Here is a 25,859-nt window from a genome sequence, read left to right as displayed (position 1 = left end):
CGGTCCAACGGCGGAGGCGACGGGCAACCGAGACAGGATAAGGGAGCATCGGACACGCGCTGCAGCTCTAGCTGCAGCGCGTGGATTGCGTTCAAGGAGGGCCGGCGAATGAGCTCTCATGCATTTTCCCTGGAAGCGGACTGGGAGCCGGCAGGGGATCAGCCGAAGGCGATCCGCGAGCTCACCGAAGGCATCGAGCAGGGCGAAGAGCTCCAGACCCTGCTGGGGGTCACCGGCAGCGGGAAGACCTTCACCATCGCCAATGTGGCCATGCAGATCCAGCGTCCCATGCTGGTCATGGCTCACAACAAGACACTGGCGGCCCAGCTGTACAGCGAGTTCAAGGCCTTTTTCCCCAACAACTCGGTGAATTACTTTGTGAGCTACTACGACTACTACCAGCCGGAGGCCTACGTCCCCACCCAGGACCTCTATATCGAGAAGGATGCCTCCATCAACGAGCGGATCGAGAAGCTCCGCCTGGCCACCACGAAATCCCTGCTCGAGCGGCGGGATGTCATTGTGGTGGCCAGCGTTTCCTGTATCTACGGCCTGGGGAAGCGCCGGAACTACGAGGAGGCCATCTTCTCCTTCTCCGTGGGGGAGACCGTCACCAGGCGGACCTTTGTGGAGCGACTGGTCCAGAGCTACTACGAGCGGAACGACTATGCCATGGAACCGGGCTATTTCCGGGTCCGGGGCGATGTGGTGGAGGTCTACCCCGCCTACAGCGATACGGCGCTGCGGGTGAGCTTCTTCGACGACGAGATCGAGACCATCGACGAGATCGACCCGGTGAGCGGCCACAGGATCGAGAAGAAGGACCACGGCGCCGTCTACCCGGCGCGGCACTACGTGACGGGGCCGGAGGCGATCCAGAAGGCTCTGTCGCAGATCGAAGCGGATATGGAGCGTCAGGTCGAGGCCTTCGAACGGGAGGGCAAGTATGTGGAGGCGCAGCGCATCCGTTCCAGAACGCGCTACGATATGGAGATGCTCTCCGAGGTGGGCTACTGTTCGGGCATCGAGAACTACTCTGTATACCTCGACGGCCGGAACGCCGGCGAGCCTCCCGGCGTGCTGCTGGACTTCTTCCCCGACGATTTCCTGATGGTCATCGACGAATCCCACATGACCATCCCGCAGATCCAGGGGATGTTCAACGGCGACCGGGCGCGCAAGCAGACCCTGGTGGACTACGGGTTCCGCCTCCCCACGGCGCTGGATAACCGGCCCCTCCGCTGGGAGGAGTTCCAGTCGTACATGAACCAGGTCATCATGGTCTCGGCGACCCCGGCGGACTGGGAGCGGAGTCACTCCTCCCGGATTGTGGAGCAGATCGTCCGGCCCACCGGTGTGGTGGACCCGGAGGTGGTCATCGTTCCGGCGCAGACCCAGGTGGACGACGTGATGGAACGCATCCGCGGCACCGTGGAGCGCCGGGAGCGGGCCATCATCACCACCCTCACCAAGCGTTCCGCCGAGGATCTGGCCGAGTACCTGGGGGAGCTGGGGATCAAGGTGCGCTATATCCACTCCGAGCTCGACGCCTTCGAGCGGGCGGAGCTGATCCGGGATCTCCGACAGGGGACCATCGATGTCCTGGTGGGGGTGAACCTCCTGCGGGAGGGGATCGACCTCCCGGAGGTGACGCTGGTGGCGATCCTCGACGCCGACAGGGAGGGGTTCCTGCGCTCAGCGCGTTCGCTCATCCAGATCATCGGCAGGGCGGCCCGGAATATCAGCGGTACGGTGGTGCTCTACGCCGACGAAGAGACCAGGGGTATCCGCCAGGCCTACCAGGAGACGGCGCGGCGGCGCGGTATCCAGCAGCGGTTCAATGAGGAGCACGGCATCACGCCCCGGAGCATCGAGAAGGCCATCACCAGCCTGCTCCCCGATGAGCTGATCGAGAAGGAGGCGACACCCAAGAGAAAGGGGGAGCGCGTCGCCGAGAGCCGCGATCTGCCGCCGGAATCGCTGGAGGAGTTGATGTGGGACGCCGTGGAGAACCTCGACTTCGAGCGGGCGGCCCAGCTGAGAGATCTGATTTCCAAGGAGCAAGGAGGTGCCCCGACGGGTGTCGCAGCAAATCGTCGTACGAGGCGCACGAGAGCATAATCTCAAAGACATCGATGTGACCCTCCCCAAGGAGCGGATCACCGTGATCACCGGACCGTCGGGGTCGGGCAAGTCCACGCTGGCCTTCGACACGATCTATGCCGAAGGGCAGCGGCGCTATATCGAATCGCTGTCCGCCTACATCCGGCAGTTTCTCGGGGTGCAGGGCAAGCCCGATGTCGAGGACATCTCGGGGCTCTCGCCGGCCATAGCCATCGAACAGCGGGTGCACTCCCACAACCCCCGTTCCACGGTGGGGACCACCACCGAGATCTACGACTACCTCCGGCTGCTCTTTGGCAGGGTGGGGCGGCCCACCTGCCCCTCCTGCGGCAGGGAGCTGCAGCGGCACACCCTGGACGAGATCGTCGATGTGGTGCTCCAGCAGTACAGCGGGTCGCGGCTGGAGATCCTGGCCCCGGTTGTGCGCAACCAGCGGGGGCAGTTTCGGAATCTCTTCAAGCAGATCCAGCAGAAAGGCTACCTCCGGGCCCGGGTGGACGGTACGGTGTTCTGGCTCGAAGAGGAGATTCCCCTGGAGAAGAACGCCAAGCACACCATCGAGATTGTCCTGGATCGGCTGCGGGCGGCCGAGGAGAAACGGGATCGGCTCAGCGAGGCCGTACAGCTTGCCATGCAGGAGAGCGACGGCTTTGTGCTGCTCGTCGTGGACGGTGGCTCGGAGCATCTCTTTACCGAGAAGTACATCTGTCTGGACTGCGGGGTGGCCTTTCCGGAGATCGAACCGCGGCTCTTTTCCTTCAACAGTCCCTACGGCGCCTGTCCGGACTGCCACGGACTGGGGAGCCACGAGTACTTCGCCGAGGATATCGCCGTCGACCCCGCCCTCTCTGTCTTCGACGGGGCGATGCTGCCCTGGAAGGGCAAGCACTACATGCTCCGCCGTCTGCGGCAGCTGGCCGACGCGAAGGGGTGGGATCTCTCGGGGGCCTTCGGAGAGCTGGACGAAGACCTCCGGCAGGTGGTGCTCTACGGCAGCGATGAGCGGGTTCCCATGACCTTCTACGAGGGCAGCCGCGAGCACAGCTACATGGGCCGCTACGAGGGGCTGATGCACTGGCTGGAACGGCGCTGGAACGAGACGGAGTCGGAGGGTGTCCGTGAAGAGCTCGCCAGATACAGAACCGAGGAGCTCTGCCAGACCTGTCGGGGGGTCCGGCTCCGGGAGGAGGCCCGGAGCGTTCTGGTGGACGGCCACAGTCTGCCCGAGCTCGTCAGCGCATCTGTGGAGAATCTGTTGGAGATCCTCCGGTCGCTGCGGCTCGGCGAAACGGATCGGACCATCGTGCACCAGGTGCTGGAGGAGCTCGACAAACGGGTCTCCTTCCTTGCCGAGGTCGGCCTGGGCTATCTGACGCTGCTGCGACGCGCCGATACCCTGAGCGGCGGCGAGAAACAGCGGATCCAGCTGGCTACCCAGATCGGCTCCAAGCTCTCCGGCGTTCTCTACGTGCTTGACGAGCCCACTGTGGGGCTCCATCCAAGGGATACCGGCCGCCTGCTCAACACGCTGCGGGAGATCCGGGATCTCGGGAACACGGTGATTGTGGTGGAGCATGACCGGGACACCATGCTTGCGGCGGACCACCTGGTGGAGATGGGGCCCGGCGCCGGCGAGCAGGGTGGGGAGATTGTGGCCGTGGGCGGACCGGAGGAGATGCAGAGCCGGCACTGCCTCAGCGGGCCCTATCTGACCGGGACGGCCACCGGAGTGGTGCAGTCCCTGGCGAAACGCAGGCCGCCCACAGGGTGGATCGCCGTCGCGGGGGCGGCGGAGAACAACCTGCAGGAGATCGACGTGGCCTTCCCCACGGGTGTTCTGGCCTGCCTCACCGGCGTCTCCGGCTCGGGCAAGAGCTCCCTCATGTACGAGGTGCTCTACAAGGGGTTGCGGCGGAAACTGGACCGCCAGTACCGCGTGCGGCCCGGGGCCCACCGCTCCGTAGCGGGATACGAGGCCCTGCGGAATGTGGTGCTCATCGACCAGAGCCCCATCGGCAGAACGCCGCGGTCCAATCCCGCCACCTATACGGGGGTCTTCACGCCGATCCGGGAGCTCTTCGCCCAGCTGCCGGAATCGCGGATACGGGGGTACAGGCCCGGGCGGTTCAGCTTCAACGTCAAGGGCGGCCGCTGCGAGGCCTGCAAGGGCGACGGTGTGGTCAAGGTCTCCATGCTCTTTCTCCCCGATGTCTACGTAACCTGCGATGTCTGCAAGGGGAAACGCTTCAACCGGGAGACGCTGGAGGTGGAACACCACGGCAAAAACATCTCCGATATCCTGGAGATGACCGTCGACGAGGCGCTGGAGCAGTTTGCGGATATCCCGCGGATCGCCGGAAAGCTCCGGGTCATCTCCGAAGCGGGTCTGGGCTATATCCGGCTGGGACAGTCGGCCACCACGCTCAGCGGCGGCGAGGCCCAGCGGGTCAAGCTGGCTACGGAGCTCTCCAAACGCTTCCGCGGTCAGACCTGCTATCTGCTGGACGAGCCCACCACGGGACTGCACTACACGGATGTGCGCAAGCTCCTTCGCCTGCTCCACAAGCTGGTGGACCAGGGGAATTCCGTGTTGGTGATCGAACACAACCTCGATGTGCTTGCCTCGGCGGATTATCTGGTCGATCTCGGTCCCGAGGGCGGCGAGCGGGGCGGCACCCTGGTGGCTGCGGGTACGCCTGAGGATGTTGCTGCCGGCGGATCGGGCCATACCAGTGCCCATCTCAGCCGGTTTCTGGAACAGATCGGTACGGGGGGAGGACAACAGGATGGCTAAGAGCGTACAGAGCACCTTCTTCTGCACCGGGAAGTGGGCGGTGCTCTCCCTTCTGGAGCACAGCCCGGGCCATGTGGAACGGGTGCTGGTTCAGGAGGGCACGGAAAATGACCGCCTCAGAGAGGTGCGCAGGTTGACGGAGCGCGGGGCGGTCCCTCTGGAGACCCTGGCCAGGGGGGAGCTTGCCAGAGTGGTGGGCGAGCCGAAACACCAGGGCATCGCCGCGGAGGTCCGCCGGCTGGAACAGAAGGGATTCGGAGCCTTCCTGGAGGCCCGGGAGGGAGAGGGGCCGCTGCTCGTGGTGGCCCTGGCCCATCTGCAGGATCCCCACAATGTGGGGGCGGTGATCCGGTCCGCCGAAGCCTGCGGCGCGGCTGCCGTGGTCCTGCCGGAACGACGTTCGGCGCGGATCGCCGGCGGTGTGCTGAAAAGCAGCGCCGGCGCGGCGGCGCGTCTGCCGCTTTTCGCGGTGCCCAATCTCTCCAGGGCGCTGCGGGAATCAAAGGAGCGGGGGCTGTGGGTGGTCGGTCTCGACCCTGAGGGATCTGCCTCGCTCTGGGAGTGTGACGGCATGCCCGCACGCTGTGTCCTGGTGGTGGGCAACGAAGAAAGAGGGCTCGGCCATGCCGTCACCAGGAATGCCGACATGCTCTACCGCATACCGCTTCAGGGGACAACGGCCTCGCTCAACGCCAGTGTGGCCGCGGCACTGGGGATGTTCGAATGGGCCAGGCGAAGGAAATGTTGACAACTCCCCGTTGGTCGAGTAGAATCTCTGCCGTTGGGTGGTTAGTTCAGAGGAAGAACGCTTCCTTGACGCGGAAGAGGTCATAGGTTCGAGTCCTATACCACCCACCATCTGAAAGCAACCCCTTGTGCCCCAGGGCATGAGGGGTTTTTTCTGCCTTGCAAAAATACCCCCTGAAATCCACGTCCGCTTCCTAGCCCGTTTTCTGTTGTCAGGAAGATGGCATTTTCTCCTCCTTGGGGCTTTTTGTCAGCCCTTAAGTGTTGCCCACCGATTTGCTTTCCAAATTGTCAGCCTGCCGAATTGCCGGTCATTCCCCCTTCCGCGGCCTCCGCGTGGTTGCTCATTGTATTATATGAAAAAATTGTGAGGCTGGATACCATGGCCCATCGAAGAGATGGGCATTTCCGTGTATCATTGATTCTGTTCGCCGACCTGCAGAGCGGTATACTTGTGCCCGGGGTGAGCCCATGATAGTCGGTGTTGGTGTGGATCTCTGCTCAATCAGGAGAATGGCGCGGGCTGCAGGGAGTGATCATTTTCTGCGGCGCGTGTTTCTGGACGAAGAGCTGGAGTACGCCCGTGGCGGGAATCGGATGGCCCAGTCCCTGGCCGGCTCCTTCGCGGCCAGGGAGGCCTGTGCCAAGGCCTGCGGGCAGGGGCTCGCCGCGCTGGGGTTGCGCGGGGTGGGGCTCCGACGGGGGAGTGACGGCCCGTCGCTGATCATCGACGAGAGGGTCGGGCGGATGTTCCGGCGTCGCGGGGTGACATCCAGTTTTGTCAGCATCAGCTATGAAGAGGGGATGGCGGTTGCTGTTGTGGTATTGGAGGGAAGAGAATGAGGCATCTCTATACGGCGGAACAGGTACGTGAAGCGGACCGCAGGGCCATCGAGGACATGCAGATTCCCGGAGAACTGCTGATGGAAAACGCCGGAGGAGGGGCTGTCCGGGAGATCCTGCGCCGTTTCCCGAAGACGCGGAGGGCCGTGGTCCTCGCCGGCCCGGGGAACAACGGCGGTGACGGATTCGTGGCGGCCAGGCACCTCGCGATCAACGGTGTGGAGCCGGTGGTCGTCGCAACGGCCGAGGCCGGGCGGTATCGGGGGGATGCCGCGCTGAACAGGGGCATCGCGGAGCGTCTGGGGATTCCGCTCCATCTGTCCGGCGCACTGGCCGATCGCGAGATAGGAGGGTTGCTCGACAGGACGGATCTGGTTGTCGACGCCCTTCTGGGAACCGGGAGCAAGGGGGCGCCGCGGGGCGAGATCGAGCGTCTGCTCACCTTCTGCCGCAACTGCGGTGCGCCCGCTGCGGCCCTGGATGTCCCCAGCGGGATCGATGCGACCACAGGCGAACGGGCAGATCTCTTCTTCCGGGCGGACCTCACCGCCACCTTTCTGGGGGCCAAGGCCGGTCTCTACACAATGCCTGCGCGGGAGGCGGCCGGGGAGATAACGGTTGTGCCCATCGGCGTGCCCGGGAAGGCGGTCTTCCCCCAGGAGAGCGGGTACGCGCTGATGGAGCCCGCCGAGCTGCGGGCCTTCTATCCCGGAAGGGCGAAGGACACCCACAAATCGCGGGAGGGTGTTGTCCTTGTGGTCGGTGGGAGTGCCTTCTACCGGAGCGCACCGGTGCTGACCGCTCTCGGCGCGCTCCGGGCCGGAGCGGGGCTGGTGGTCCTGCTGGTGCCGGAGGCGGCGGCCGGAAGCTGTGCCGCCCAGCTCCCCGAGGCCGTTGTCCAGAGCGCCTGTCCGGGCGATGTGCTCGGCCCCGATGCAATGGAGACGGTCCGCGCCTGGACGGAGCGTGCGGATGTGGTGGTGCTGGGCCCCGGCTGCGGCAGGGAGGAGTCCACTGTCCAGCTTTGCGCCTCCCTGTGGGAAGAGCTGGATATCCCCATGGTTGTTGACGCCGATGCCCTCTACGCCCTGGCTGTGCAGACGGTGCGGCGCTTCCGCGGTGACACCGTCCTCACCCCCCATGAAGGGGAGGCCGCCCGACTGCTGGGGAGCAGTGTCGCCGGTGTCGCCGATGCACGGATGGATGCCGTCCGGCAGTTGGCGGGACGGTACGGCTGCTGCCTGCTCAAAGGGGCGAACACCCTGGTGGCCGATGCACATCGTGTCTTTGTGGTGGACCGGGGCGGCCCCCGGCTGGCGGTCCCCGGTTCCGGGGATGTCCTGGGCGGTGTCATCGCCTCACTGATGGCGAAGGGGCATCCGCCGGAGAGAGCGGCCGCCGCAGGCGCCCTCCTCCATGCCATGGCCGGAGAGGCGGCGGGGGAGAGCTGCTCCGAGGAGGGGCTGCTGGCCTCGGAGATCGCCCATGCTGTCCCGAAGGTCCTGGGGTGTCCCGCCGATGACTAGAAAGAGACGGCGCGTGGACTGGGAGGAGGAGGAACGGCGCACCGAGGAGACCCGGATCAGGGGATTGAAGTTCACCCTGGGTGCCTTTGTGATCGCCCTGGGCTTTCTGCTGGCCACCAAATCCCTGCACCGAGGGTGGCCTGTGGGGTCTGCGGTCACCGTTCTGGCGGCGCTCGCGGGCGGGACGCTTCTGCTGATCCTGATGGCGCGGGGGAAGAAGTGACTGTATGGAAACCCTGATCGAGACGGAGGGATAGGGCTGAAGGAGTATCGATTGTATCTGGAGGATCTCGCCGAGACGCAGCAGTTGGGGCGCGTTCTGGCGGAATCCGCCTACGAAGGACTCATTGTGTTGCTCGACGGCGAACTCGGGACGGGGAAGACGGAGTTGGTCCGGGCTATCGCAGCCCGTCTGGGGACAGCGGAGACGAGGAGCCCATCGTTCACCCTGGTCAACGAGTATAGAGGGACCGTCCATGTGGTCCATGCCGACCTCTACCGCATTGCTCCGGAAGAGGTGGGCGAGCTGGAACTGGAGGAGTACGCCCGGGAGGGCGCGCTTCTCCTTGTCGAATGGGCCGAACGGTGGCGCCGCCCCCCGGGCAGTGATGTCTGGCGCATCACGCTTGCCTTCGGGGAAGGTGTCGGGACGCAGCCGTGGAACGCCCCGCGATCCTGTCGTCTCACCGCCCGGGGGAACCGGGCATGGATCTCCCTGGACGGTGCCATGGCGGCCCTGGCGGGGGCGGACGCCGCGTCCGCGGAGAGGGAGGTGGAGTGATGGGTGTGACCCTTGGAATCGACTGTTCGCTGCGTGCGACCAATATCGGGCTCGTAGAAGATGGTAGCTGTATCGGCGAGACCACGCTTGTTTCCGGCCGGCGGCAGGCCTCCGCGCTTCCCGGTCTGGTGGATCATCTCTTTGCCTCTCTTGGCTGTTCCCTTCAGGATCTCGACCTCATCGCCATCGCCAACGGCCCCGGCTACTTCACTGGGATCAGGGTGGGCCTCGCCTACGGGGCCGCCCTGGCGCATGGACTGGGGATTCCCGTCTGCCCGGTGAGTACGCTGGAGGCCATGGCGTGGCAGCTTCCGGTCCCCGGCAGGAGGGTCTATCCTGTCGTTCGGGCCAGAAGGAATCTTGTCTTTACTGGGGGGTTCCTCTGCACCGATGAAGGGGGGCTCTGCTCCATTCTCGGCGAGACGGTGATGCCGGAAGACGAATGTCTAAAGATTCTTGCATCGGAGGAGCGCACCACGGTCCTCTGTAACGACCGGGCCTCTCTTTCGTTCCTTGAAGGGGCCGCAATGCCGGTGATAGACGGCATTACGGCCCGGGGAGGGACGGTGGCGCGCATCGGCGGGAGACGGATCGATCAGGCGGTTGCCCCGGACACGATCCAGGGCAATTATCTCCGCAGCCCCGATATCGGGTAAGCTGTGCCTTGCGGGCTTGTGAACGGAGTGCTATAAATTATGTATCATATACTGGATACAGTTGAACCTCGCTTCAGGAGCTGTGGGGGTGGTTCGCAGGGACGAAAACGGCGTTGCATGCTGGCACCGAGTATATCCAACAAGGAGGGGTGAAGTATTGAAACTGATCGAGGAGCATCCGATACTGGATTTTTCCCACGGACGTCGCGTGACGTTCTCCTTTGACGGGAAACCCATGGAAGGTTTTGAAGGCGAGCCCATCGCGGCGGCGCTGCACGCCAACGGTGTCCGGACCTACCGGGTCACGCCGGAGATGGAACGGACGCGGGGGTTTTTCTGCGCCATCGGAAAGTGTTCTTCCTGCTTCATGGTCGTCGACGGCGTACCGAACGTGCGTACCTGCGTGACGCCCCTGAGCGAGGGAATGCAGGTGGAGACACAGAAGGGCAAAGGCGTCATCAGCCCGGAGAAGGCGTAAGGGGGTAGATCAGGTGCGTCAGACAGAGGTACTCGTAATCGGAGGAGGCCCGGCCGGACTTTCGGCGGCCGTGGAAGCAGCGAAACTGGGAGCGGAGGTCACCGTCGTGGACAGCGACCTTCGGCTCGGCGGCCAGCTCATCAAGCAGACCCACAAGTTTTTCGGTTCCCGGGAGGAGCACGCCGGGACCCGGGGGTACAAGATCGGCGACATCCTCTTTGACGAGCTGGAAGGACTGAAAGACAAGGTCACCATCCTCTCCAACTGTACCGCCACAGGGTACTACAAAGAAGACGGCGTGGTGTCCTGTACCATCGGCGAAGACGAATACTTCCGGATGAAACCCAGGAAAGTCATCGTCGCCACCGGAGCGCAGGAGCGGCTCATCCCCTTCCCCAACAACGACATGCCCGGCGTCTACGGAGCCGGAGCCGTCCAGACCCTGATGAACGTCTACGGCGTCCTGCCCGGTGACCGGGTGCTCATGGTAGGAGCAGGGAACATCGGCCTCATCGTCAGCTACCAGCTCATGCAGGCAGGCGTGGACATCGCCGGCGTCGTGGAAGCCATGCCCAAAGTCGGCGGGTACTGGGTACACGCCGCGAAGATCCGCCGCCTGGGCGTTCCCATCTACCTGCGCCACACCGTCAGCGAAGCCTACGGCGAGGGCATCGTAGAAGGCGCCGTCATCCAGGAGATCAACGAGAACTTCCAGCCCGTGGGCGATCCCAAGAACATCGACTGCGACATCATCTGCATGGCCGTCGGCCTCACCCCCACCTGCGAACTCCTCTGGCAAGCCGATGCAGAGATGCGTTTCGTCCCGCAGCTCTGCGGATACGTGCCGCTGCGGAGCGACGACATGCGGACCAGCAACCCCGATTTCTGGGTCGCCGGAGACGCCGCCGGAATCGAAGAAGCCTCGTCGGCCATGGTGGAAGGACAGATCGCCGGAGTCTTCGCCGCCGCCTCCCTGCGGCACGGGAACGAAGAAGACATCAGGGAGAAATCCAGGCATCTGCGCGAGCGGCTGAACCACCTCCGTGCCGGAGAAGTGGGCGCCAAGATCCGCAGCGGGCTCGAAGAAGTCTGCCAGACCTGCTGGGAGGTATAAAGCCATGACAGAGAAAGAACAGCTCTTCAACAGCGGCGTGCTCACCGAAGAGCGTGCCGGCGCCGTCACCCCGCCGAAAGATCTGTGGGAGAACAAAGCCAACGGACTCGTCATCATCGAATGCCCCCAGCGGATCCCCTGCAACCCCTGCCACACCAGCTGCCCCACCGGCGCCGTGCAGCCCTTCAAAGACATCAACGACGTGCCCACCATCGACTACAGCAAGTGCACCGGCTGCGCCATGTGCGTCGCCAAGTGCCCCGGCCTCGCCTGCTTCGTCGTGGACCTCACCTACGGCGGCAAAGACGAAGCCCTGATGAAGCTCCCCTACGAGATGCTGCCCCGCCCCGAGAAAGGCCAGGAGGTCGCCTGCCTGGACCGGGAAGGCCGGGAAGTCTGCCGGAGCAACGTCGTGAACGTGCAGGAACCCTGGAAAGACAGCACCCTGGTGGTCCACGTCAGCGTCCCCAGGGACAAGGTCAACGACGTACGTGCCGTGAAGGTGGTGTAGAGATGGCTGACAAGAGCAACGAAATCGTCGTCTGCCGCTGCGAAGAGGTCACCATGGGCGAGATCCGCGAGTGGATCGCCAAGGGATACGACACATTCGACGAGCTGAAGCGGGTGCTGCGGGTCGGGATGGGCCCCTGCCAGGGCCGCGGGTGCCGGGACATCATCCTGCGGGAGATCTCCAGGATGACCGGCACCCCCTACAGCGAGGTTCCGCCGGGCACCTTCCGCCCGCCCAGCAAGCCCGTCAAGCTCGGTTTGCTGGCCGAGGGGGGCGACGACTGATGGCCGAGTGGAAGAAGAGCGCCGATGCGGTGATCATCGGGAGCGGCGTGCAGGGCTGCTCTCTGGCCTACAATCTGGCCAAACTCGGCATCAAGGATGTGGTTGTCCTTGAAAAGGATTCCCTCTGCTCCGGTTCCTCCGGCCGCTGCGGCGCCGGCATCAGGGCGCAGTGGGGAACAGAGATGAACTGCCGTCTTGGTCTGGCCTGCCTGGAGAACTTTGAAAACCTCGAAGAGGAACTGGGCATGAAGATCGACCTGCATCAGGGTGGCTACATCATGATCGCCTACGGCGACAAGGAGTACCAGCAGCTGAAACAGAGCGTAGGTCTGCAGAACCGAATGGGCATCGCCTCCCGGGAGCTGTCCAGGGAGGAGGCCTGCGAGATCGCTCCCGGCCTCTGGGCCGAGGACGCGGCGGGCTTTTTCTATCACGACAGGGACGGCCACGCCGATCCCTTCCTGACCACCTACGCCTACCACGAAGCCGCCAAGCGCCTGGGCGTCACCTTTCTCAAGTTCACCGAATGCACGGGCATCAAGGTGGACAAGGGACGGGTGGCCGGTGTGGAGACCACCCGCGGCGAGATCGACACGCCGGTGGTGGTGAACTGCGCCGGCGGGTACGCCCAGCAGGTGGCCAAGATGGCCGGCATCGAGCTGCCCAACTACTCCGAACGGCACCAGATCATCGTCACCGAGCCGGTGGAGTACGGCCTCTGTCCGCCCATGCTGATGAGCTTCACCGGCAACTTCTATATCCAGCAGCGCCCCAACGGCTCGATCATCGGCGGCTGCAGCCCCGAAGGGCATCCCGACGACATGGCCAACGGCAACACCTGGGAGTTCCTGGAGAAGATGTCCCGGAAGTTCACCCGGCTCCTTCCTGCCACCAGGGAGGTCAGGGTTGTCAGGCAGTGGTCCGGCCAGTACAACATGACCCCCGACAAGCAGCCCATTCTCGGCGAGGCCGACGGAATCAAGGGGTTCTATCTCTCTGTCGGCTATTCCGGCCACGGGTTCATGTTCGCCACCATTACGGGGCCGCTCATGGCCGAACTGATCAATGGGCAGGAGCCCTCCATTCCAATCGAGATGCTGCACTACCGACGCTTCGCCAAAGGCGAGCTGATCCTGGAACCGGCGGTCGTCTGATCGGGGAGTGTTGGCAAGGCTTGAAGGGAGAGGGGATGCCCCTCTCCTTTTTCTTGGCGCGCCACAGGGCGCCCAGGGGTGAATTGTCGGAAAATTAGTATTTTTTGCGCAATGTGCTCACAATTCGCGCTTGCAACTTTGTTCAAAAAGTGTCATAATGCCGAGCGGTTTCGAGCGCCGAAGCTCCACACGGAAGGATGGTGCAACGAGTGAGTAAGCAATTCACAGTCACGATCAACAAGGGTTGGTGCAAGGGATGTGAGCTGTGCATCTCGGTCTGTCCCAAGAACGTTCTCGAGCTTGACGACAAGATGAAAAGTGAGCCGGCCCGCATGGATGATTGCATCGGGTGCATGCAGTGCGTCAATATATGCCCGGATCTGGCAATAACGGTAAAGGAGCGTGGAACGGATGCCTAAGACGGAATTTTGGCAGGGCAATGTAGCGCTCGCCCAGGGAGCCCTCGCCGCCGGGTGCCGATTCTTCGGCGGATACCCCATCACGCCGTCCTCCGAGATCGCCGAAACGATGTCGAAGGAGCTGCCGAAACGAGATGGCCGTTTTATCCAGATGGAAGACGAGATCGCCAGCATCGCGGCCACCATCGGCGCGTCCCTGACAGGGAAAAAATCGCTGACCGCCACCTCGGGGCCCGGTTTCTCGCTGAAGCAGGAGAATCTGGGGCTCGCCTACCAGGCGGAGGTCCCCATTGTGGTGGTCGATGTGATGCGTGGCGGTCCCTCCACCGGGCTCCCCACCAAGATCTCCCAGCAGGATGTGATGCAGGCCCGCTGGGGAACCCACGGCGACCACGCCACCATCGCACTCTGCCCCTCGTCGGTGCAGGAGTGCTACGAGCTGGCGATCGATGCGTTCAACCTGGCAGAGCGGTTCCGCCAGCCGGTGATCATCCTCAGCGACGAGGTGCTGGGCCACATGCGGGAGCGGGTCATCGTCCCCGAGAGCGATTCCATTGCACTTGTAGACCGGAAGAAGCCGGAGGTCTCCCCCTCGGACTTCGTCCCCTACAAGGCCGATCCCAAGGATGACATCCCCGCCATGGCCGGTTTCGGCGACGGATACCGCTGGCACGTCACGGGGCTCACCCATAACGAGTGGGGATTCCCGACCAACAAGGCTCCCGAGATCGAACAGAAGATGCTGCGGGTGATGCGGAAGGTCGAGCGGTTCCGTGACGACATCATCAAATACGATACGGAAAGCATCGAGGATGCCGAGGTCATCGTGCTGGGGTACGGCAGCGTGGCCCGCACCGGCCTCAGCGCAGTGCGCGAGGCCCGCGCAGCCGGGCACAAGGTGGGATACTTCCGTCCCGTGACCCTGTGGCCCTTCCCGGATAAAGAACTTCAGGCGCAGCTGGATACGGCCAAGACGGTCATCGTGCCGGAACTGAACTGCGGCCAGATGGTACACGAAGTCGAACGAGCCTCCTGCGGGCGCGTTGAGGTTGTCCAGCAGACACTTGTCAACGGAGAGCTTTTCAAACCCTCCGAGATTCTCGAGAAAATTAAGGAGGTTGTATAGCCATGCCCCGCCCAGAAGTAATGGACTGGTTGCGGACGCGGTTCTTCCCGCATATCTGGTGCCCGGGTTGCGGCCACGGCATTATCATGCACGCAATCCTCCGTTCCCTGGTTGACACGGGCAAGAAGCCCGAGGAGACGGTCATCGCCTCGGGGATCGGCTGTTCCAGCCGTATGCCGGGATACATCGATGCCTGTACGGTGCACACCACCCACGGCCGTTCGCTGGCCTTCGCCACCGGCATCAAGCTGGCCAATCCCGAGCTGACCATCGTCGACGTGATGGGTGACGGAGACTGCAGCGCCATCGGCGGCAACCACTTCATCCACGCCGCACGGCGGAACATCGATATCACCGCCGTGATCATGAACAACAACATCTACGGCATGACCGGCGGGCAGTCTTCGCCGACAACGCCTATCGGGGCCAAGGCTTCCACGGCTCCCTACGGCGCCATCGAGCCCAATTTCAACCTCTGCGAGCTTGCCGCCGGTGCCGGCGCCTCCTATGTGGCACGGTCCACTGTGGCGCAGCCCAATATCTGCGAGAAGTACATCAAGAAGGGGATCGAAAACAAGGGCTTTTCCGTGGTGGAGATCATGACCTTCTGTCATACACAGTTCGGCCGGCGGAACAAGATCCCCAAGCCTGTGGACAACATCAACCGACTCAGGGATAAGAGCGTTCCCAAAGCCAAGGCGGAGAAGATGGCTGCTGAAGAGCTGCAGGACAAGATTGTAACCGGTGAGTTTGTTGAAAAGGACACTCCGGAGTTCGTGGCGGAGTACGAGCAGCTCATCGAACGGGTGAGGGGGTAGCATCATGAGTGATCGCTTTGAGATTCGTGTCGCCGGTTCCGGCGGTCAAGGCGTTATCCTTTCCGCCGTGATCCTTGGAGAAGCCGCGGTGCTCCATGAGGGGCTGCTGGCGGTGCAGAGCCAGTCCTACGGGCCGGAGGCCCGGGGCGGATCCTCCAAATCGGAGGTTGTGGTCTCCCGGAGCGAGATCGATTATCCCAAGGCAACGGCGCCTGATCTGCAGATCATCCTTACCCAGGAGGCCTGCGGTGATTACCACGGTGACACCAAACCCGGCGGGGTTGTCATTCTCGATGATTTCTTTGTTACCGATATCCCTGAAATCGATGGGGAGGTCCACCGTCTTCCCATCGTGCGCACCGCCAGGGACAAGATCGGGAAGATGATCGTGACGAATATGGTCGCTCTCGGTGCTGCGGCGAAGTTCCTGGAGCGCAAGGGGCTTTTCAAGCCGGAGTCCATCAAGAACGCCATCCTCGACAGGGTTCCCAGGGGAACGGAGGAGCTGAACGCCAAGGCCTTTGAAGAGGGGTACGCCCTGGTGAAGTAGATCCCTTCCGCAGGGAACCCCTGAAGATATCACCTGATAGAATAGGGGGAGGAGCAGGGTTTCCCTGTGTCCTCCCCCTATTTGTCGTTTCTCCCCTTCTGTCCCTGATCTGCAGGAACCAGAGGAGTCTATGGAGCTGAGGCGTATGCATGAACAGGCAAGAACATTCGAGGTTTCCGCTGTCAACAGCCGCGGTGAGGGGATCGGCCGCGAACCGGAGAGCCGGAAGGTGGTCTTTCTTCCCGGGGCGCTCCCCGGGGAACGGGTGATCGCCAGGACCATCCGGGAACGGAGGAGCTATGCCTATGGAGAGGTGCTGGAGATCCACAGGTCGAGTCCCTTCCGTATCGCTCCGCCCTGCAGCCACTACGGCAGCTGTGGCGGCTGTCATCTCCAGCATGCCGCGCCGACCTTGCAGATGAGACTGAAGCAGGCGATTCTGGAAGATCACTTCAGAAGGATCGGCGGCGGGATCGTTCCCGAGGAGGGGATCCCTCTCTGTCAGCCAAGCCCGGATCGCTTCGGCTATCGGAACCATGCGATCCTGCGGGGCTGGTATCCGGCGGGATCCCGGCGGCCGAGTGTTGGGTTCTATCAGGAGAAGAGCAGATCTGTGGTTCCCCTTTCCCGGTGTCCCGTCCTTGCCCCTCCCCTGGAACGGCTGCTCCAGGATCTTCCTGAGCTTCTGGAAGGGATGCAGGGTGCCCTTGGAGAGCACAAAGGGAGTGAAGGAGTCGCACTGCGCCTCCGTACGGGGGTGCGCACGGGGCATGTGGCTCTCGGGATCGACCACGCGTCACCGTTCTCCGAAAGGGAGCTGGACAGGCTGTATGGAGCGCTCCGGGAGTACGGTGCCTCCGCGTCCGTCTTCGGCCGGTTGCCCGGAGAGCGCCGTTACAGGAGCATGCACGGGGAGCCCTCGCTTGCGGAGTGTCTCTGCGGTCTCCGGTTTGCCTTTCATATGGAGTCCTTTTTCCAGGTGAACACCCTGCAGGCGGAGCGGCTCTTCAACTATGTCCTTGCCGAGGTGGATCGCTGCGGCTGCGAAAGGGTGGTGGAGCTCTTTTCCGGTGTCGGCGTGCTGGCCCTGATGCTGGCGCCTCATGTAGGGGAGGTGGTGGCGGTGGAGGGACAGAACGCGGCTGTCAAGGATGCCCGGCGTAACGGCGCCGCCCTCGGTGCGTCGAACGTGTCCTTTGTCTGCGATGACGTCACGGCGGCCGTGAGGAGGATGGAACGGTGCCCCCAGTGCGTTGTCCTCGATCCGCCCAGGAGCGGCTGTACGCCGGAACTGCTCCAATGGATCCAGAGCGCCGGGCCGGAGACGGTGGTCTATGTTTCCTGCAATCCCGCTACGCTTGCCCGGGACCTCCGTGTCCTTGTGGAGCGAGGTGGGTACAGGATGCCCCGGATGCGTCTCTTCGATATGTTCCCCCAGACCTATCATGTGGAGTCCGTGGTGACGTTGCAGAGGGACCTGCGGAAAACGGGGCCCCGGGAGAGTGAATGCAATAATTGGCGCTTGCATTGATGCCCCTGGGCTTCTATAATTCAGGGCGTGTTGCGAAGGCGGAAATAGCTCAGTTGGTAGAGCATCAGCTTCCCAAGCTGAGGGTCGCGGGTTCGAGTCCCGTTTTCCGCTCCAGGGTATTCAGGGAGGCCTAGCCTCCCTTTTCTTGTATCTGCCGAAAGGTTGATGCAAGTTTGTCTTTCTTTCGAATATTTTGCGAATTTTTCGCGAATTGCCTGATTTGACACAACTTTGTGGCTTCGCGTAGAATTGTTTTAATGTCCTGTGGGGTAATCCCACAAATTGTCTTTCCTGAGGAAGCACCGACAACGTGCTGAAAAGGGGGGTGGTATGGTGAACGCGCAGAATACGACCGAGGAGATACGTGCAATGGAACGGGAGGCCCAGGAGACGGTCAAGACTGCACGACGAGAGGCGCAGCAGATTGTCGAGAAGGCCAGAACCGATGCGGAAGAACGGAAGAAGGAGGCGCGCCAGCAGACAACGAGAACCTACCGTAAATCCATTGAGCGCTTCAGGCAGGAGGCCGCCGAACACGCGGAATCGATCCGGAAGAAGGGCATCGAGAAGGCGGAAGAGGACGTCCGGAAGCAGGAGAGTCGTGTGGATAAAGTGGCCGACTGGGTTGCGCAAGAGGTGATGAAGCAGTATGGCTATCGCAAAGGTTAAAAAGGTCAGAATCATAGCGCATCGCGACGCCAGGGATGATATCATCGGCATTCTGCAGGATATGCGTTCCTGTGAGCTGATTTCGGAGCAGGAGCAGGGTGGGAAGAAGAAACAGGCCGGGGGGATGGACAGCGACGCATTGCAGCATCTCGAGAATGAGCTGACCGATCTCCGCTTTGCCCTGCGTTTCCTCGAGTCCCACTACGATGACCCGGAAAACGCCATGGAACGGCTTCTCGGAGCAAAGGATTCCTATTCCCTGGAGGAGCTGAAGGATCTGAAGGACGCCGCCGACTTCGCCTCTCTCTCCAAGGAGAGCCGTACGCTGGAACGGCGGCTGAGCCAGATCAACACGGAGAGGGGACAGATCGCCTCTCTGCTTGAGACGTTGTCTTCCATCCGATCATTTCCCTACGAACTCTCCCTGCTGACAACGGGAACAGAGCGTGTCCGCGGCGTGGTGGGAACGATCCCTGCGGCGCAGGCGGAGCAGTTCGAGGCGGTGATCGAGGAAAATCTGGATACCATGGGGGAATGCCGCCGCTTTGCCCCCGAGGAGAAGGATGCGCCGCCGGTGGTCGCCATCCTGTACGAGACGGAGAAAGCGCAGAAGATCGAAGAGCTGCTCGGGCAGTATCCCTTTTCCAAGGTCGACCTCCCGCAGAGTCTGTCCGGGTTTGTCGGAGACGAGGAGGCACGCCTCCACGATCGTGAGGAGGCGTTGCAACAGGAGCGTCTCGAGCTGGAAGAACGGGCCGCTGCACTGGCTGATGAATGGGTGCCCGAATGCCGGAAGGCAGTGGACTACCTCGGTGTGTTGCGGGACCGCGGCGAGGCCTTGAACAAAGCGGGACGTACGGAACGGACGGTGGCGTACACGCTCTGGTGCCCCGCGGATCGGCTGGAGGAGCTTGAAGCAGCGGTCAGCGCCCTGGATCTTCCCACCGATCTGAGCAGCACCGACCCCGAGCCTGACGAAGACCCGCCCGCCCTGCTGCGGCTTCCTGCCTACGCACGACCCTGCGAGGTCCTGACCAAGCTCTACGGGGCACCGCACTACCATGCCATGGATCCAACCGTTCCCATGGCGCCCTTTTTTATCCTCTTTTTCGGAATGTGCCTGAGCGATGCCGGATACGGGGTGGTCATCACGGGATTGATCCTCCTTCTGATCTACAAATACAGGATGGAGGGTGAAACCCGTCGCTTTTTCAATCTCTTCCTCTTCGGCGGCGTCTCCACCATTGCTGTAGGCATCCTCTGCGGGAGCTGGCTCGGCAACCTCTTTGCCGCCTTCCCCTTCCTCTCCTTCTTCCAGCCTGTGGTAGAGGGGATCTCGCTCATCAACCCCATGGAAGATCCCATCACCTACCTGCTCATAGCCCTGGCGTTAGGATTTGTACAGGTGCTGTACGGTCTCGGTCTCGCCTTCCGCGACAACTGGAAGCAGGGAGACCGGATCGCGGCGATCGGCGATCAGGGCGGCTGGGGGCTCATCCTTATCGGAATCCTCCTGATCGCGCTGGGGTCGCAGGGTGTGGGCGCCTCGTTTTCCCTTCTCGGGAAGCTCTGCGCCGCCTTCGGCGCCGGCCTGCTTGTGGCGACCCAGGGCCGGGAGAAGCCCACACTTCTGGGGAAGGCCATGACGGGTTTGCTCAGCCTGTACAATGTGACCTCCTATATTTCCGACATCCTGAGCTACAGCCGTCTTCTCGCCCTGGGCATGGCGACAGGCGCCATCGCGATGATCGTCAACATGCTGGTGACGCTGATAGGCGATGTTCCCTATGTGGGGTGGCTCATCGGTCTCTTTGTATTCCTGATAGGGCATACCTTCAGTATCGCCGTCAACGTACTCGGGGCCTTCATCCACTCCCTCCGTCTGCAGTATGTCGAGTTTTTCAGCAAGTTCTACAGTGCCGGCGGACGGTTCATGGAGCCCTTTGAATACAATACGAAGTACATCAACATTAAGCATAATAAAACGTGATTTCTTGAGAGGAGTGGTTTTTTATGGAAGATATCATGGGCACCATGCTTGCCGCCCTTGGGGCAGCATTGGCTGCAGGGTTCGCCGGAGCGGGTTCCGGTCTGGGAATCGGCGTGGCCGGCGAAGCCGGTGCAGGTGTGATGACCGAAGACCCGAAGAAGTTCGGCCTCGTGCTGCTGATGCAGGCGCTCCCCGGAACACAGGGCATCTACGGGCTGCTGGCGGCCTTCTTTGCCATCCTCAAGGTCGGCCTCTTCGGCGGCGGTGATGTCGAGGTCTCCCTCTGGCAGGGACTGGGTATCCTCTTTGCCTGTCTTCCCATCGCCATCGCCGGGTTCTACACGGGTTGGGCCCAGGGCAAGACCTGCGCTGCCTGTATCCACATGGTCGTGAAGCGTCCGGAAGAAACGGGGAAAGCCATCGTTCTGCCGGCAATGGTGGAGACCTACGCAGTCTTTGCGCTCCTGGTGACCATTATCCTGCTGAACAGCATCCAGCTGTAACTCCCCACGGGAAGGGGGAACCATTGTGGCACTCGCAGATATCAAAACGAAGATACAGCAGGAGGCCGACGAGAAGGCCCGGGAGATAAAGGAAAAGGCGAACCGAAAAGCGACGAAGACAAAGGAGTTCGCCGAACAGGAGATAGAGGAACGGGAAAAGGAAAACCAGAGGAAGATCAACGACGAAAAGCCCAAGGTGTTTCAGCGTCATGAAATCGTTGCCGATCTGGACATCAAGAAGGCCAGGCTGGGCTTCCAGAAAACGCTGATCCGCGATGTCTTTGCCAAGGCTCTGGACAGACTGCAGAATCTCTCCAATGAGGAATACGGTTCCTTTGCGGAGCAGCTTCTGGAAGAGGCCATGGTTTCCGGAGACGAGGAGGTCGTCGTCGGGAAGGCGGAGAAGGTGCTTACCCGGGAATGGCTCGATGCCTTCAACGAAAAGCACGGTTCTTCGCTGAAGCTTGCCGGAGAGCAGGGCTCTTTCCAGGGTGGTTTTATCCTCCGTCGCGGCCGTATCGAGACGAACTGCACCTTTGAGATGCTTGTCGCAACAACACAAGAGGATCTGGAATCCACGGTCTATGAAAAGCTCTTTTCCGCGTAAGCGAGGGTGGTGCGCCTGATGTCCAGAGTAGAAGCCTACGGGTATGCCATTGCACGGATACACTCCATGGGAGTCCGGCTGATCGATGAGAGGGTCTACAACCGCCTGCTTGAGGCCCCGGATTTCGCTGCGTGCTACAAGATACTCGGCGAGACCGCCTACGCCCCCTGGCTCAACGAGGCGGGCGAGAGGACGGACTTCGAGCAGGTTCTCGTGCAGGAGCTGGCAGACATCTTCACCCAGGTCAAACGTTTTGTGCCGGACCCGCAGCTGGTCACCCTCTTCCAGCTGCCCTACGATGTACACAATCTGAAGGTGGCGTTCAAAAGCACAATACTCCAGAAACAGGGGAAGGAGCGCCGATGGGATCTGCTCTCCTCCCTGGGGAGCATCGAAACCGACACGATCATCTCGGCTGTCGAGACGGACAACTTCGACCAGCTCCCCTACGGGTTCGATGACGCGATGCGCGACTGCAAATCAACCTGGGAGCAGCATCACGAGATGCTCTGGGTGGAGTGCGAGCTCGATGCCGCCATGTACAAGATCATGGGCGCCTTTGTCTCCAGGCTGGCGTACCCCGGGGTGATCTCCTGGTACAAATCCCGGGTGGACGCCGAAAACCTGCGTTCCCTCATGCGGCTCAAGCGCTTCGGTGTCGAGCAGGGATCGATCTACGGCTTTCTCCTCGACGGCGGGGTGATCTCGCAGCCGGTCCTCTCTGCCATGTACGCCGAAACCCCCGAGTCCTGGAGCAGACTGCTCGGCTACGCCGACGCCTCGGCCATGATGGCGAAACTGGAAGAGCCGCGGAACTACGAGCTGAGCGTAGAAACCCTGGACAGGCTGCTTGACGAATTTCTGACGTTTGTTATCGACAGGTACGCCAATCAGCCCTTTGCCCCGGAAGAGGTCATCCGGTTCCTCTGGCAGAAGGAGATAGAGACCAAGAATCTCCGGATTGTGCTGGTGGCGAAGAAGAATCAGATGAATACGGACAAAGCCTGGGAGTTGTTGCGGAATGTCTCCTGAACGGAATAATCGGAAGGCCCGGATGGTGGCGGCGGGGGACAGGGACAGCGTCCTTCCCTTCCAGGCTGTCGGTGTCGAACCCCATGTCCTTGATGAGGGGGAAGCACTGGAAAGCCTGCGCAGGCTCGCAGCGGAGTGTGCGGTGATCTTTCTCGACGAGAACTGGTTTATCGAACTCCGCGAAGAGGTGAACGAGCTGAACCAAACCTATCCGGTGAGTATCATCCCGCTCCCGAACCAGAAGAGCGCCACGGGAATCGGATCGGAGATGATTCGGACGAGTGTCGAGAAGGCTGTTGGCATGGACATCTTTGCGAGTGGTTCCTAAGACACCGCTTGCGTATCTGGCAGGATATTCTGGAGGCGATACTTGGTGGCCCAGCAAAAAACAATACAAGGCAGTATCAAGAAGATATCGGGGCCGTTGGTCATAGCGGAGGGCATGCAACAGGCTGGCATGTTCGACGTGGTGCGCGTCGGTGAGATTGGGCTTGTCGGCGAGATCATCGAACTGAAATCCGGCGAGGCTTCGATCCAGGTCTACGAAGAAACCTCGGGCATCATGCCCGGCGAGAAGGTGGTGAGTACCGGGGAACCGCTGAGTGTGGAACTCGGTCCCGGCCTTATCGAGCAGTTCTATGACGGTATCCAGCGGCCCCTTCGGTTGATCGAGGAGGAGGCGGAGAGCCCCTTTATCTCCAGGGGGATCTCGGTCCCCGCAATCAACCGAAATCAGGAGTGGGCCTTCGAGCCCCAGGTGGAACAGGGGAGTACCGTCAACCCCGGCGATGTCCTGGGCGTGGTACAGGAAACCGTTCTGGTGGAGCATCGTGTGCTGGTTCCCGGAGGGGTCTCCGGAACGGTCAAGAAGATCGAGAAGGGCAGTTTCACCGTCGAGGACGTGGTGGTCGTCATCGAGGATGACAACGGCGGAAAACACGAGGTCAGGATGCTGCAGCGCTGGCCGGTGCGGTTCCCCCGGCCGGTGAGCCAGAGGCTTGCGCCGGAGGTGCCGCTCAACACGGGACAGCGTGTGGTGGACACCTTCTTCCCCATCGCCCGGGGGGGCACCGCCTGTGTCCCCGGTCCCTTCGGTTCGGGGAAAACGGTGATCCAGCACCAGCTGGCCAAATGGGCCGATGCGGAGATCGTGGTCTACGTAGGCTGCGGGGAACGCGGCAACGAGATGACCGACGTGCTGCTGGAATTCCCCGAGCTGGAAGACCCGCGGACCGGCCACCCTCTGATGAAACGGACCGTGCTGATCGCCAACACCTCGAACATGCCGGTGGCGGCCCGCGAGGCCAGCATCTACACGGGGATCACCATTGCCGAATACTTCCGCGACATGGGGTACTCCGTGGCGCTCATGGCCGATTCGACGAGCCGCTGGGCCGAAGCGCTGCGGGAGATCTCCGGACGTCTCGAGGAGATGCCCGGAGAAGAGGGCTATCCCGCCTATCTCGGTACCCGGCTTGCCTCCTTCTACGAACGCGCCGGCAGGGCGATCTGCAAGGGCAGACAGGAACAGGAGGGCGCCGTCTCGGTGATCGGCGCCGTCTCGCCGCCGGGGGGCGACCTCTCCGAGCCGGTCACCCAGAATACGCTGCGTGTCACCAAGGTGTTCTGGGGGCTCGATGCGAATCTCGCCTATCAGCGGCACTTCCCGGCCATCAACTGGCTGAACAGCTATTCACTCTACGACGATCGGTTGGGGCAGTATTGGGACCGACAGTACGACGACGAGTGGAGCGCCCTGCGCACCGAGGCCATGTCGCTTCTCGAGGAGGAAGACCGGTTGCTTGAGATCGTGCGCCTTGTCGGTGTGGACGCTCTCTCCAGAAAGGAGCGGATGGTGCTGGAAACGGCGAAGTCCCTGCGCGAGGACTTTCTCCACCAGAACGCCTTCCACGAGATCGACACCTATGCATCCATGGAAAAGCAGTTCCTGATGCTGAAAAACATCCTGGAGTTCCACAGGGAAGGCCTCGATGCGCTCAATCGGGGTACGCCCATGGATTCCCTGTTTTCACTGCCCGTGCGGGAGAAGATCGCCCGTATGCGCTATCAGGAAGAATCCGACCTCGATACGATACGGGCGCTGGAAGACGAGATTGTGCAGGCGATCCAGGAGATCCTGCCGACAGGTGGTGAATCTGATGTTGCCTAAGGAATACCGAACCATATCCGATCTCTCCGGACCGTTGCTGATGGTGGAGAGGGTGGAGGATGTCCGGTACGATGAACTGGTGGAGATCCAGCTCAGTAACGGGGAGCGCCGCAACGGCAGGGTGCTGGAGATCTCCACGGACAGCGCCATGGTGCAGGTCTTCGAGGGAACCTCCGGTATCGACCTGGACACCACCAGGGTGCGCTTTCTCGGCAAGGTGCTGACCCTGCCGGTGAGCGAGGGGATGCTGGGGCGTATCTTCAATGGACGCGGCGAGCCCATCGACGGGGGCGAACAGATTGTCGCCAACAAGAAGATCGATATCAACGGGTACCCCATCAATCCCTTTTCCAGGGACTACCCTTCGGAATTCATCCAGACCGGGGTCTCGGCCATCGACGGGATGAACCCCATTGTCCGGGGACAGAAGCTGCCGATCTTCTCGGGGAGCGGCATGCCCCACAACCGGATCGCCGCCCAGGTGGCGCGGCAGGCCACGGTCATCAGCGGTCACGAGGCCTTTGCCGTGGTCTTTGTCGCCATGGGGATCACCTTCGAGGAGGCCTCCTTCTTCATGGAGGATTTCCGGAAGACCGGTGCCCTTGAGCGGGCGGTCATGTATGTCAACCTGGCCGATGATCCGGCGATCGAACGGATCACCACACCCCGGCTGGGCCTTACCTGTGCCGAATACCTGGCCTTCGAGCAGGACATGCACGTCCTGGTTATCATGACGGACATGACCAACTACTGCGAAGCGCTGCGGGAGATCTCGGCGGCCCGCAAGGAGGTCCCCGGACGCCGCGGCTACCCGGGCTATCTCTACACGGACCTGGCCACCATGTACGAACGCGCCGGACGGATCAAGGGGCGCAAGGGCTCGATCACCCAGTTCCCCATCCTGACCATGCCTGAAGACGACAAGACACATCCCATTCCCGACCTCACCGGCTACATCACCGAGGGACAGATCATCCTGAGCAGGGCGCTCCACCGCAAGGGGATCTATCCGCCGGTGGATGTCATGCCTTCCCTCTCCCGTCTGAAGGACAAGGGGATCGGCAAGGGCAAAACAAGGGAAGACCACGCCGACCTGATGAATCAGCTCTTCGCCGCCTACGCGAGGGGCAAGGAGGCCAAGGAGCTTGCGGTGATCCTCGGCGAGGGGGCGCTCTCCACGGAGGACAAGGCCTTTGCCGATTTCGCCGACGACTTCGAGGAACAGTACATCCGCCAGGGCGAGTACGAAGAGCGCACCATCGAACAGACCCTCGAGCAGGGGTGGTGTCTCCTCACCCGGATACCCACCAGGGAGCTCAAGCGTGTCCGCGACGCCTACATCGAGAAGTATCTGAAACCGCGGCTGGAGGGACTGGAAGAGCAGAATGAAGAGTCGACCGAGAAAGCGGAGCAGCACTAGCGTGTAGGGAGG

Annotated in this window: 26 protein-coding genes and 2 tRNA genes; all 28 read left to right on the top strand. The window is 62.1% G+C overall.

What is annotated here, in order from left to right:
* Positions 1-108 precede the first annotated feature (108 nt).
* The 28 genes from uvrB to K9L28_02035 all read left to right on the top strand — a co-directional run bounded on the left by uvrB (position 109) and on the right by K9L28_02035 (position 25,847).
* Positions 109-2,121: an excinuclease ABC subunit UvrB gene (gene uvrB / locus K9L28_02170; protein ID MCF7935139.1), complete on the top strand. Its 2,013-nt coding sequence runs from the start codon at positions 109-111 to the stop codon at positions 2,119-2,121.
* Complete coding sequence (gene uvrA, locus K9L28_02165; protein ID MCF7935138.1) at positions 2,081-4,918, top strand: excinuclease ABC subunit UvrA; 2,838 nt, start codon at positions 2,081-2,083, stop codon at positions 4,916-4,918. The genes uvrB and uvrA overlap by 41 nt, the downstream gene beginning before the upstream one ends.
* Positions 4,911-5,666 (top strand): 23S rRNA (guanosine(2251)-2'-O)-methyltransferase RlmB, encoded by a 756-nt coding sequence (gene rlmB, locus K9L28_02160; GenBank protein ID MCF7935137.1) that lies wholly within the window; start codon positions 4,911-4,913, stop codon positions 5,664-5,666. The genes uvrA and rlmB overlap by 8 nt, the downstream gene beginning before the upstream one ends.
* A gap of 35 nt (positions 5,667-5,701) precedes the next feature.
* Positions 5,702-5,776, top strand: a tRNA-Val gene (locus K9L28_02155).
* 360 nt (positions 5,777-6,136) lie between these two features.
* A complete protein-coding gene (locus K9L28_02150) occupies positions 6,137-6,508 on the top strand; it encodes a holo-ACP synthase (protein ID MCF7935136.1) in 372 nt (123 codons plus the stop codon).
* Positions 6,505-8,034, top strand: coding sequence for an NAD(P)H-hydrate dehydratase (locus tag K9L28_02145; GenBank protein MCF7935135.1), 1,530 nt, complete (start codon positions 6,505-6,507; stop codon positions 8,032-8,034). The genes K9L28_02150 and K9L28_02145 overlap by 4 nt, the downstream gene beginning before the upstream one ends.
* Positions 8,027-8,257 carry a hypothetical protein gene (locus K9L28_02140; GenBank protein ID MCF7935134.1) on the top strand — a complete coding sequence of 77 codons (231 nt, stop codon included), beginning with the start codon at positions 8,027-8,029 and terminating at the stop codon, positions 8,255-8,257. The genes K9L28_02145 and K9L28_02140 overlap by 8 nt, the downstream gene beginning before the upstream one ends.
* 51 nt (positions 8,258-8,308) lie before the next feature.
* Complete coding sequence (gene tsaE, locus K9L28_02135) at positions 8,309-8,815, top strand: tRNA (adenosine(37)-N6)-threonylcarbamoyltransferase complex ATPase subunit type 1 TsaE (GenBank protein MCF7935133.1); 507 nt, start codon at positions 8,309-8,311, stop codon at positions 8,813-8,815.
* The gene (tsaB, locus tag K9L28_02130; GenBank protein ID MCF7935132.1) at positions 8,815-9,471 is read left to right on the top strand and encodes a tRNA (adenosine(37)-N6)-threonylcarbamoyltransferase complex dimerization subunit type 1 TsaB; all 657 of its coding nucleotides are present in this window, start codon (positions 8,815-8,817) and stop codon (positions 9,469-9,471) included. Before tsaE ends, tsaB begins: the two co-directional genes overlap by 1 nt.
* A 157-nt stretch (positions 9,472-9,628) precedes the next feature.
* Positions 9,629-9,949: a (2Fe-2S)-binding protein gene (locus tag K9L28_02125; protein MCF7935131.1), complete on the top strand. Its 321-nt coding sequence runs from the start codon at positions 9,629-9,631 to the stop codon at positions 9,947-9,949.
* Between the two features lie 13 nt (positions 9,950-9,962).
* Positions 9,963-11,063, top strand: a complete 1,101-nt coding sequence (locus K9L28_02120; protein MCF7935130.1) for an NAD(P)/FAD-dependent oxidoreductase — start codon at positions 9,963-9,965, stop codon at positions 11,061-11,063.
* A gap of 4 nt (positions 11,064-11,067) precedes the next feature.
* Entirely contained in the window at positions 11,068-11,574 is a 507-nt protein-coding gene (locus K9L28_02115) for a 4Fe-4S dicluster domain-containing protein (GenBank protein ID MCF7935129.1), read from the top strand.
* Between the two features lie 2 nt (positions 11,575-11,576).
* Positions 11,577-11,858 carry a (2Fe-2S)-binding protein gene (locus K9L28_02110; protein MCF7935128.1) on the top strand — a complete coding sequence of 94 codons (282 nt, stop codon included), beginning with the start codon at positions 11,577-11,579 and terminating at the stop codon, positions 11,856-11,858.
* Positions 11,858-13,012, top strand: a complete 1,155-nt coding sequence (locus tag K9L28_02105) for an FAD-binding oxidoreductase (protein MCF7935127.1) — start codon at positions 11,858-11,860, stop codon at positions 13,010-13,012. Before K9L28_02110 ends, K9L28_02105 begins: the two co-directional genes overlap by 1 nt.
* Positions 13,013-13,221: 209 nt before the next feature.
* Complete coding sequence (locus K9L28_02100; protein MCF7935126.1) at positions 13,222-13,431, top strand: 4Fe-4S binding protein; 210 nt, start codon at positions 13,222-13,224, stop codon at positions 13,429-13,431.
* Positions 13,424-14,557, top strand: coding sequence for a 2-oxoacid:acceptor oxidoreductase subunit alpha (locus tag K9L28_02095; GenBank protein MCF7935125.1), 1,134 nt, complete (start codon positions 13,424-13,426; stop codon positions 14,555-14,557). The genes K9L28_02100 and K9L28_02095 overlap by 8 nt, the downstream gene beginning before the upstream one ends.
* A gap of 2 nt (positions 14,558-14,559) precedes the next feature.
* Complete coding sequence (locus tag K9L28_02090; GenBank protein MCF7935124.1) at positions 14,560-15,375, top strand: 2-oxoacid:ferredoxin oxidoreductase subunit beta; 816 nt, start codon at positions 14,560-14,562, stop codon at positions 15,373-15,375.
* Between the two features lie 4 nt (positions 15,376-15,379).
* Entirely contained in the window at positions 15,380-15,925 is a 546-nt protein-coding gene (locus K9L28_02085) for a 2-oxoacid:acceptor oxidoreductase family protein (GenBank protein MCF7935123.1), read from the top strand.
* 145 nt (positions 15,926-16,070) lie between these two features.
* Entirely contained in the window at positions 16,071-17,456 is a 1,386-nt protein-coding gene (gene rlmD / locus K9L28_02080; GenBank protein ID MCF7935122.1) for a 23S rRNA (uracil(1939)-C(5))-methyltransferase RlmD, read from the top strand.
* A gap of 38 nt (positions 17,457-17,494) precedes the next feature.
* A tRNA-Gly gene (locus K9L28_02075) sits at positions 17,495-17,570 on the top strand.
* A 255-nt stretch (positions 17,571-17,825) separates the two neighbouring features.
* Positions 17,826-18,125 carry a hypothetical protein gene (locus K9L28_02070; GenBank protein MCF7935121.1) on the top strand — a complete coding sequence of 100 codons (300 nt, stop codon included), beginning with the start codon at positions 17,826-17,828 and terminating at the stop codon, positions 18,123-18,125.
* Positions 18,106-20,115, top strand: a complete 2,010-nt coding sequence (locus K9L28_02065; protein ID MCF7935120.1) for a V-type ATP synthase subunit I — start codon at positions 18,106-18,108, stop codon at positions 20,113-20,115. The genes K9L28_02070 and K9L28_02065 overlap by 20 nt, the downstream gene beginning before the upstream one ends.
* Before the next feature lie 23 nt (positions 20,116-20,138).
* A complete protein-coding gene (locus K9L28_02060) occupies positions 20,139-20,618 on the top strand; it encodes a V-type ATP synthase subunit K (protein MCF7935119.1) in 480 nt (159 codons plus the stop codon).
* 25 nt (positions 20,619-20,643) lie between these two features.
* The gene (locus tag K9L28_02055; GenBank protein ID MCF7935118.1) at positions 20,644-21,225 is read left to right on the top strand and encodes a V-type ATP synthase subunit E; all 582 of its coding nucleotides are present in this window, start codon (positions 20,644-20,646) and stop codon (positions 21,223-21,225) included.
* Positions 21,226-21,243: 18 nt separating this feature from the next.
* Positions 21,244-22,257 (top strand): V-type ATPase subunit, encoded by a 1,014-nt coding sequence (locus K9L28_02050; protein ID MCF7935117.1) that lies wholly within the window; start codon positions 21,244-21,246, stop codon positions 22,255-22,257.
* 22 nt (positions 22,258-22,279) lie between these two features.
* Positions 22,280-22,585: a V-type ATP synthase subunit F gene (locus K9L28_02045; GenBank protein MCF7935116.1), complete on the top strand. Its 306-nt coding sequence runs from the start codon at positions 22,280-22,282 to the stop codon at positions 22,583-22,585.
* Positions 22,586-22,630: 45 nt separating this feature from the next.
* Positions 22,631-24,427: a V-type ATP synthase subunit A gene (locus K9L28_02040; protein MCF7935115.1), complete on the top strand. Its 1,797-nt coding sequence runs from the start codon at positions 22,631-22,633 to the stop codon at positions 24,425-24,427.
* Positions 24,417-25,847 carry a V-type ATP synthase subunit B gene (locus K9L28_02035; protein MCF7935114.1) on the top strand — a complete coding sequence of 477 codons (1,431 nt, stop codon included), beginning with the start codon at positions 24,417-24,419 and terminating at the stop codon, positions 25,845-25,847. Before K9L28_02040 ends, K9L28_02035 begins: the two co-directional genes overlap by 11 nt.
* Positions 25,848-25,859: the final 12 nt, after the last annotated feature.

This window comes from Synergistales bacterium (genome assembly GCA_021736445.1).
In the GTDB taxonomy this organism is placed as follows: Bacteria; Synergistota; Synergistia; order Synergistales; family Aminiphilaceae; genus JAIPGA01.
Note: the sequence above shows the minus strand (reverse complement) of the source record. Positions and strands in the feature narration are given on the sequence as shown.